Source organism: Acidiferrobacteraceae bacterium, assembly GCA_037388825.1.
Lineage (GTDB): Bacteria > Pseudomonadota > Gammaproteobacteria > Acidiferrobacterales > JAJDNE01 > JARRJV01.
The window spans coordinates 1-8,238 of record JARRJV010000069.1 but is presented as its reverse complement, the minus strand read 5'-3'; the positions used below and the strand labels follow the sequence as shown (position 1 = coordinate 8,238).

9 protein-coding genes are annotated in these 8,238 nt (G+C 61.3%); 6 read left to right on the top strand and 3 right to left on the bottom strand.

From position 1 onward, the window contains the following. Positions 1-1,358 (top strand): dihydroorotase (locus P8X48_10990; GenBank protein MEJ2107830.1); only part of this gene is annotated, 1,358 nt, incomplete at its 5' end. On the opposite strand, the gene P8X48_10985 is transcribed toward P8X48_10990, so the two are convergent. The 3 genes from P8X48_10985 to P8X48_10975 all read right to left on the bottom strand — a co-directional run bounded on the left by P8X48_10985 (position 1,355) and on the right by P8X48_10975 (position 4,262). After that, on the bottom strand, positions 1,355-1,936 hold the full coding sequence (locus tag P8X48_10985) for a hypothetical protein (GenBank protein MEJ2107829.1): 582 nt from the start codon (positions 1,934-1,936) through the stop codon (positions 1,355-1,357). The genes P8X48_10990 and P8X48_10985 overlap by 4 nt on opposite strands. Before the next feature lie 130 nt (positions 1,937-2,066). Continuing rightward, positions 2,067-3,182, bottom strand: a complete 1,116-nt coding sequence (locus tag P8X48_10980; protein ID MEJ2107828.1) for a PilT/PilU family type 4a pilus ATPase — start codon at positions 3,180-3,182, stop codon at positions 2,067-2,069. Positions 3,183-3,185: 3 nt separating this feature from the next. Next, a complete protein-coding gene (locus P8X48_10975) occupies positions 3,186-4,262 on the bottom strand; it encodes a type IV pilus twitching motility protein PilT (protein ID MEJ2107827.1) in 1,077 nt (358 codons plus the stop codon). A 160-nt stretch (positions 4,263-4,422) separates the two neighbouring features. Here P8X48_10975 and proC point away from each other — a divergent pair, with 160 nt between their 5' ends. The 5 genes from proC (at position 4,423) to metW (ending at position 8,109) form a co-directional block, all read left to right on the top strand. After that, a complete protein-coding gene (gene proC / locus P8X48_10970; protein MEJ2107826.1) occupies positions 4,423-5,334 on the top strand; it encodes a pyrroline-5-carboxylate reductase in 912 nt (303 codons plus the stop codon). Between the two features lie 3 nt (positions 5,335-5,337). Beyond that, complete coding sequence (locus P8X48_10965; protein MEJ2107825.1) at positions 5,338-5,946, top strand: YggT family protein; 609 nt, start codon at positions 5,338-5,340, stop codon at positions 5,944-5,946. Positions 5,947-5,951: 5 nt separating this feature from the next. Then, positions 5,952-6,272 (top strand): DUF167 family protein, encoded by a 321-nt coding sequence (locus tag P8X48_10960; GenBank protein ID MEJ2107824.1) that lies wholly within the window; start codon positions 5,952-5,954, stop codon positions 6,270-6,272. A 74-nt stretch (positions 6,273-6,346) separates the two neighbouring features. Further along, positions 6,347-7,495 carry a homoserine O-acetyltransferase gene (locus tag P8X48_10955; GenBank protein MEJ2107823.1) on the top strand — a complete coding sequence of 383 codons (1,149 nt, stop codon included), beginning with the start codon at positions 6,347-6,349 and terminating at the stop codon, positions 7,493-7,495. Beyond that, a complete protein-coding gene (metW, locus tag P8X48_10950; GenBank protein ID MEJ2107822.1) occupies positions 7,492-8,109 on the top strand; it encodes a methionine biosynthesis protein MetW in 618 nt (205 codons plus the stop codon). Before P8X48_10955 ends, metW begins: the two co-directional genes overlap by 4 nt. Positions 8,110-8,238: the final 129 nt, after the last annotated feature.

Below are 8,238 nucleotides of genomic sequence, written 5' to 3'. Positions count from 1 at the left end.
GCCGTTCGCATGGCCGTCATGGCCCTGGTCATGGGCGGATCCGCTGGCGAACGGGAGGGTGGCTGATGGGTACGCGAATCCATGGCGGCCACCTGATCGATCCGGCCAACGGCGTTGACGCGCTGACCGACCTCTACCTGGATGACGAGGGTTTCGTCGCCGCGATCGGAGCCGCGCCCGAAGGATTTCAGGTAACGGCGACGATCGACGCCACCGGACTTATCGTCTGCCCCGGCCTCATCGACCTGCGCGCCCGCGTGCGCGAACCGGGGCAGGAATACAAGGCAACCATCGAAAGCGAGACCCGGGCCGCGGTCTCGGCCGGAATCACGACCCTCATATGCCCCCCGGATACCAATCCGGTCATCGATACCCCGGCCATGGCGCAAATGATCCAGCAGCGCGCATGGCGTTTTGGCTTGAGTTTCATCCATCCCCTGGGCGCACTCACCCGCGGTCTGGAGGGAAAACAACTCTCGGACATGGAATCCCTGGACGAGGCGGGATGCGTGGGTCTCACCAACGCCCATATGCCGATTCACGACACCCTGGTGCTTCGCCGCGCCATGGAATACGCGGCCAGTTTTGACCTGACGGTCTTTCTGCACCCCGAAGACCCGTGGCTGGTCGGTGCTGGCTGCGTGCACGAAGGCGACATCGGTACCCGCCTGGGTTTGCCGGGAATACCGGAAGCCGCGGAAACCGTCGCCCTGGCCCGCGATCTGGCCCTGATCGAACAGACTGGTGTACGGGCCCACTTCTGCCAGCTGTCCACGGCCCGCGCCGTGGCCATCATCGCCGAGGCGAAATCACGGGGATTACCGGTGACGGCCGACGTGACGGCCCATCATCTGCACCTGACCGAACACGACATCGGTTTTTTCAACTCCATGTGCCATGTGATCCCGCCCTTGCGCAGCCTTCGCGATCGCGACGGTCTTCGGCAGGCCCTGGTGGACGGAACCGTGGACATCATCTGCAGTGATCACCAGCCCCACGAACCCGACGCCAAACTCGCGCCCTTCAGCGCTTCGGAACCCGGGATCTCCGGGCTTGAAACCCTGCTGCCCCTGGTGCTGCAACTGGTGGATGAGGACATCCTGGAGCTGTCGTCCGCAATTGCCGCGATTACGGCCAGACCGGCGGAGGTGATTTCCGTCGACACCGGACACCTCGGCGTCGGTGCCAACGCCGACGTCTGTATTTTCGACCCTCAATCGCGCTGGATCCTGAAATCGGAGGACATGGTCAGCCGTGGCCGAAACAGTCCTTTTGTGGGCCGGGAGCTACGCGGGCAGGTAACCCACACGCTGGTGGGCGGGCAAGTCGTGTTCGAACGGGAACGGGATTCCGCCTAGATCTGCGCCAGCAATTCCGAGTCCTCAGACGCGGAGCCGTCCATCACCTGGGACAGGACCAGGGCAAGGTAGTAGAGGTCCGGAACCCGTAGGCCAGTGCCGAACCAGATTCCGATATGGGTGCCAGGCTCCTCCCCTTCCATGGAAATGCCCCGCAGGCCGTCAATCACCACCGTAACCACGTCTCGCAGTGGAAAGCTGGCGATGCGCTCCGTCGCCCCTCTTGGACCAACACGGGAAATGGCCAGGTCCCGGGGCGTGATATCCATGCGGATCCGGGTGTTGTGGGTCTCGTGCAGCTTGTACAGGACAAACCCGAGATAGGTCGCGATGACTGTGGCGCTGACAATGGACAAGACCTCGCGCGCGGTATCGGATTCCAAAGGCAGCAGCGAATACGCGCCATAGGTGGCCGCGCCCAAGCCGATCAGGCCAACGATCACGGCGACCCAGAACCTGTAGCCGCGGTGATAGGGATGAATGACCTCGAAACCGGTGCTTCGTTTCCACACGCCGAGCCGGGTATTCTCCGGCATCCGTGCCGGCAATCCCGCGTCCCGCAATTCACGTATGGTCAAGCGTCGCATATCTTGGGGCTATTTGGACCGGGGATCGTTCGCCGGGTGCCCGACAACCCCTTTTACCGGTACAAACTCCAGGACGCGCTCTGCCCGAGACCCGGGGTTGCTCCAGGCGCGCGCGAGTCGTCTACTTGATGGTGAGATTCTGCATGGATGCGCCAAGCTCCTGGGTCTTGGAGTCCTTGCCCTCAAGTTTGATGCGCAGTCGGATGTCATTGACAGAGTCGGCGTTTCGCAGGGCTTCATCGTACGAGATCAGGCCGGATTCGTACAGGTTGAACAGCGACTGATCGAAGGTCTGCATGCCGGCTTCGGTCGACTTGGCCATCAACTCCTTGATACCCGGGATATTGCCTTCCATGATGAGATCGGCAATCAGCGGCGAGTTGATCATCACCTCGACCGCGGGAACACGCCCCTTGCCGCTCTTGACCGGAATCAGGCGCTGGGAAATGACCGCCTTCAGGTTCAGCGAAAGATCCATGAGCAGCTGATTCCTTTTTTCTTCCGGGAAGAAGTTGATGATGCGATCCAGGGCCTGGTTCGCGCTGTTCGCATGCAGGGTCGCTAGACAGAGGTGGCCCGTCTCCGCGAACTGGATGGCGTATTCCATGGTTTCGCGTGCCCGAATCTCACCGATCAGGATGACGTCCGGCGCCTGGCGCAGGGTATTCTTCAACGCGGTATCGAAGCTGTCGGTATCCACGCCCACTTCGCGCTGCGTCACAATGCAGTTCTTGTGCGCGTGCACGTACTCGATGGGATCCTCGATCGTGATGATGTGACCGTAGCTGTACTCGTTGCGGTAGCCGATCATCGCCGCCAGGGAGGTGGACTTGCCGGATCCGGTACCACCCACGAAGATGATCAGACCGCGCTTGGTCAGTGAGAGATCCGCCAGGACCTTGGGCAGGTTCAGGTCATCGAATCTCGGGATATCCGTTTCGATGGTGCGCAGAACCATGCCCACCTGGCGCTGCTGCATATAGACGTTTACACGGAATCGCCCGATCTCCTGGGGAGAAATGGCGAAATTGCATTCGTTTGAGGCCTCAAATTCCCGGCGCTGGTCCTCGTTCATGATGCCATAGGCAAAGGCACGGGACTGTTCCGCGCTCAGGCGCTGTTTTGTCACCGGGATGATCTTGCCGTCGACCTTGATCGACGGCGGAACGCCAGCCGTAATGAAAAGGTCCGACGCCTTTTTCTGCTTCATCAACTTCAGCAGATCACTGAAAACCATGGATCAGGCCCTCGCCCCTGCAGCCGCGCTGGCTGCTCCGGTGGAGGCGAACAGATCCTTGTTTACCGCACGGACACGCGCCGCCTCCGGCGTCACCTGTCGATTGCGCACCAGGTCCAGCAGACACTGGTCCAGAGTCTGCATGCCCACGTTCTGGCTGGTCTGAATGGCGGAATACATCTGGGCCACCTTGCCTTCACGGATGAGGTTACGGATGGCGGGTGTGCCGATCATGATCTCATGGGCGGCCACCCGGCCACCGCCGATCTTCTTCAGCAAGGTTTGCGAGATCACCGCCCGCAGGGACTCGGATAGCATCGCGCGCACCATATCCTTCTCCGCTGCCGGGAACACGTCGACGATACGGTCAATGGTTTTGGCGGCCGAACTGGTGTGCAGGGTTCCAAATACCAGGTGCCCGGTTTCCGCCGCGGTCAGGGCCAAACGAATGGTCTCCAGGTCCCGCATCTCACCCACCAGGATGATGTCCGGGTCCTCACGCAGTGCCGACCGCAGGGCCTCGTTGAATCCCAGGGTATCGCGCCCGACCTCGCGCTGGTTCACCAGGCAGCTCTTGCTGGTATGCACGAATTCGATAGGGTCCTCGATGGTCAGGATGTGATCGTGCTTGGTCTCGTTCACATGGTTAATCATGGCCGCCAGGGTAGTGGACTTGCCGGAACCGGACGGCCCCGTTACGAGAACGATACCGCGCGGCTGCTCCGAGATGCCCTTGAAACCGTCGGGCGCATTGAGCTGCTCGAGCGACAGAATCTTGGACGGAATGGTCCGGAAAACGGCCGCGGGTCCGCGGTTCTGATTGAAGGAATTGACGCGGAAACGGGCGAGGTTCGGGATTTCGAAGGAAAAGTCCGTTTCCAGGAACTCCTCGAAATCCTTCTGCTGCTTGTCGTTCATGATGTCGTAGATCATGTTGTGGACCGTACGATCATCCAGCGGGTCGATATTGATGCGCTTGATATCGCCATCGACACGGATCATCGGCGGCAGGCCCGACGACAGATGCAAGTCGGAAGCGCCGTGTTTGAACGCAAAAGCCAGTAGTTCTGCAATATCCATATGTACTCCCCAGTACCGGTAACGGGCCGGCGACCGCTTTTGGGCCACCGCACCACTTTTTCTAGTATATCCGGCGCTGGAGGACAAACAAGCTTCTACGCAGGGAAAAACGGGCAGAATGGGGCAGGCGCGATTGAAGCCCGGCCCCGGGGATGCAAGAATGCCAGCTCCGCAGCGGTCCGACGCCAGGACCGCCAAGCCATGCGGCAAATACTCGGCGTTTTCCGGCAAATCGACGGTCACCATGAAACAGCAGACGATCGGCTTTATAGGCGGCGGAAACATGGCCCGCTGCCTGGCGGGCGGCCTCCGAAACAATGGCTGGGATCCGCAGCGGCTTCTGGTTGCCGATCCCGATGAAGGTGTGCGCAACGCACTGACGAATTCCCTGGGTGTCCGGGTCAGCGATAATAACGTCGATGTCGCCGCCACCGCCGACGTGCTGGTGCTCGCGGTCAAACCCCAGGTTCTCCGGGATGTGGCACGGGAGATCGCCGATACCGTATTGGAGCGAAAGAAACTGGTGATCTCCATTGCCGCCGGGGTTCGCTCCGGCGACCTGTCCCGCTGGCTGGGCGATCATGGCGCCATTGTGCGCGCGATGCCGAATACCCCCGCCCTGGTTGGAGCGGGTGCCAGTGCCCTGTATGCGACTGAGGGGGTCACGAGCGCAATGCGCGCGGCGGCTGAATCCATCCTTCGCGCCGTTGGCGGCGCCGTGTGGATCGACAACGAGGATCTGATGGATGTGGTGACGGCCCTGTCCGGCAGCGGCCCGGCCTATTTCCTGCTCGTCATCGAGGCCCTGGAGGCCGCCGCCATCGAACAGGGACTCGACCCGGACACCGCGCGCCTACTGACCCTGGAAACCGCCTATGGCGCGGCCAAAATGGCACTGGAAGACGAGGAAGAGCCCGCGCGTCTGCGTGAGCGCGTGACCTCGCCCGGGGGTACCACGGAACGCGCCATTCAGGCCCTGGAGAACGCCGGGATGCGTGAACATTTCGCCCAGGCGCTGGCCCAGGCGGTCGCACGGTCGCGTGAACTGGCCCAATTACTCGGTAAGGACTAAACGATGTTTTTCTATCTCGGTAACGCAACGGTCTTTCTGATCCAGGTGGTGTTCGGCCTGTTCATTCTCTTGACCATGGTGCGCTTCCTGCTGCAACTGGCCCGGGCGGATTTCTACAACCCCCTTTCCCAGGCCATCGTCCGCATCACCAATCCGCTGCTGCTGCCCTTGCGCAAGATTATCCCGGGGCTGTGGGGCGCCGACCTGGCCGCGGTCGTGCTTCTTTTTGTGCTGAAGTTCGTGGAACTGTTCCTCATCGGCGACAACCGCCTGTTCGCCGGGCTGCTGCAATTGAGTGGCCAGTCATTTGCCCATCCCGCGGGACTGGCGGTTTTCGCCATTGCCGACCTGTTGCAGCTTGCGATCTATATCGAAATGTTTGCCCTGTTCGTCCAGGTCATACTCAGCTGGGTCAGCCCCCACGGCGCCTATGGCAGCCCGGTGGCCAGCCTGCTCTACAGCCTGACCGAGCCCCTGCTGCGCCCGGCGCGACGCATCTTGCCGCCCATGGGAGGGCTGGACCTGTCTCCCTTCGTTGTCTTCATACTGCTGCAGCTCACCATCATGATCCTGGTCGCACCAATCAAGGCCTTCGCAATCAGCCTGTTGTAGGTGACGTGCCTGGCCACTGGTACCGCTGGGAAGGAACGGATCTGGTGCTTCAGCTCCGGGTCCAGCCCAGATCGAGTCGCGACGCCTTCGCCGGCGTCCTGGATGATCGCCTCAAACTGCGAATCACCGCACCACCCGTGGACGGGGCCGCTAACGATCATCTGCTTCGCTTCCTTGCCTCTGCCTTCGGCGTCGCACGACGCGAAGTGGTCCTGTTGCAAGGCGAACGCGGCAAGAACAAGACCGTTCGGATACGTCATCCGCAAACCATCCCGACGGAAAGCGGAATCGGCAGCCGGGATCAGGCAAGCCCTCCGTTGCGATAAGCCCACACCCTGTTTAGACTGCCCTCAACGATCCGTTGCCGGAATCGCATCCGCGACAAGAACCAAACGAGCCGATGTCCCAGTCCCTTCCCGCCGATTCCGTCGGTCTGGTCAGTCCGCAGACCCTGCATTTCGACGAAGCGCTGACGCTTGCCAGCGGCGGAACCATCGCGGCCTATGACATTGCCTATGAAACCTACGGTACGCTCAATGAGGACCACAGCAATGCCGTACTCATTTGCCATGCACTGAGCAGCAATCACCACGTTGCCGGCTATCACTCGCCGGACGATGCCAAGCCCGGATGGTGGGAAAACGTGGTCGGCCCCGGCAAGGTCATTGACACCAATCGCTTGTTCGTTGTCGGAGTGAACAATCTCGGTGGCTGCCACGGCAGCACCGGGCCGTCCAGCACCGATCCCGCCACCGGAAAACCCTTCGGGCCCTCGTTCCCTATCGTCACCGTCAAGGACTGGGTTCGCAGCCAGGTCCGGCTCAGCGATTCCCTGGGAATCGAACGCTGGGCCGCGGTCATCGGCGGCAGCCTCGGCGGTATGCAGGTACTGCAATGGTCCATCGACTTTCCCGACCGGCTGCGACACGCGGTGGTGATCGCGGCGGCGCCCAAGTTGACGGCCCAGAACATCGCTTTCAACGAAGTGGCGCGGCAGGCGATCCGCACCGATCCCGAGTTCCACGACGGCCGCTTCTACGACTACAACACCGAACCGGTGCGCGGACTGCGCATCGCCCGCATGTTGGGACATATCACGTACCTGTCCGACGACATCATGCGCGAGAAGTTTGGTCGCGACCTGCGTGACGGAAAGATCGATTTCGACTTCGATGTCGAGTTTCAGGTGGAGAGCTATCTGCGCTACCAGGCAGACAGTTTCGTCGGCCGCTTTGACGCCAACACCTATCTGCTCATGACCAAGGCACTGGACTACTTCGACCCGGCGGCGGACTTTGGCGGGAATCTGACAAAGGCGATGGCGCAGGCGACAGCGGACTTCTTCGTCGTCTCCTTCACCAGCGACTGGCGCTTCGCCCCTTCGCGCTCGCGCGAGATCGTGCGCGCCCTGCACGACAACGATCTCAATGTCAGCTATGCCGAAATCAAGGCAACCCATGGGCATGACGCCTTTCTCATGAAGATTCCTCACTACCTCGACGTCATGGATGCATACATGGACCGGGTCGCCCGGGAGGTTGGCACATGACCGATCAACTGGCCCGGCCGGACTTCGCCATCATCGCCGACTGGATACGCGACGGCAGCCGCGTGCTTGACCTGGGGTGCGGCGACGGCACCCTGCTTGGATACCTTCAGCGAACCAAGAAGGTCTCCGGCTATGGTATCGAGATCGATGACGAGGACATCACCCAAAGCATCCGCAACGGGATCAACGTCATCCATATGGATCTGAACGAAGGCCTGCCCGAATTCGATGAGGACTCATTCGATTTCGTCGTCCTGTCCCTGACCCTGCAGGCCATGCGCCGCCCGGACCTCGTCCTTCAGGAGATGATGCGCGTGGGCACCGAGGGCATCGTCACCTTTCCCAACTTTGGTCACTGGCGCTCGCGATTGCAGCTTGCCCTCAAAGGCCGCATGCCCGTTACGGCAGCGCTGCCGAACCATTGGTACGACACGCCCAATATCCACCTGTGCACCATCCGCGACTTCGAAATCCTGTGCCGCCGGCTCGGTTTTCGCATCCTTGAACGTCGCGCCGTGGACCATGTGCACAAACGCAGCCTGGGTCTGCGCCTGCTCCCGAATCTCCTGGGCCAAACCGCCCTGTACCGCTTCCGCCGTGCCGCGAGCGCCTAGTTTCCCGCTCGGGCGAACGTTCCCGGCAGGGAATCTGCGTTATAGTCCCGGGGAGCCGGAAAACGGTATCCCATAGCCCGGTTGCGGGCCCGGAACCAAACAAACATCTGTCATGTCGGAAAGACCAAA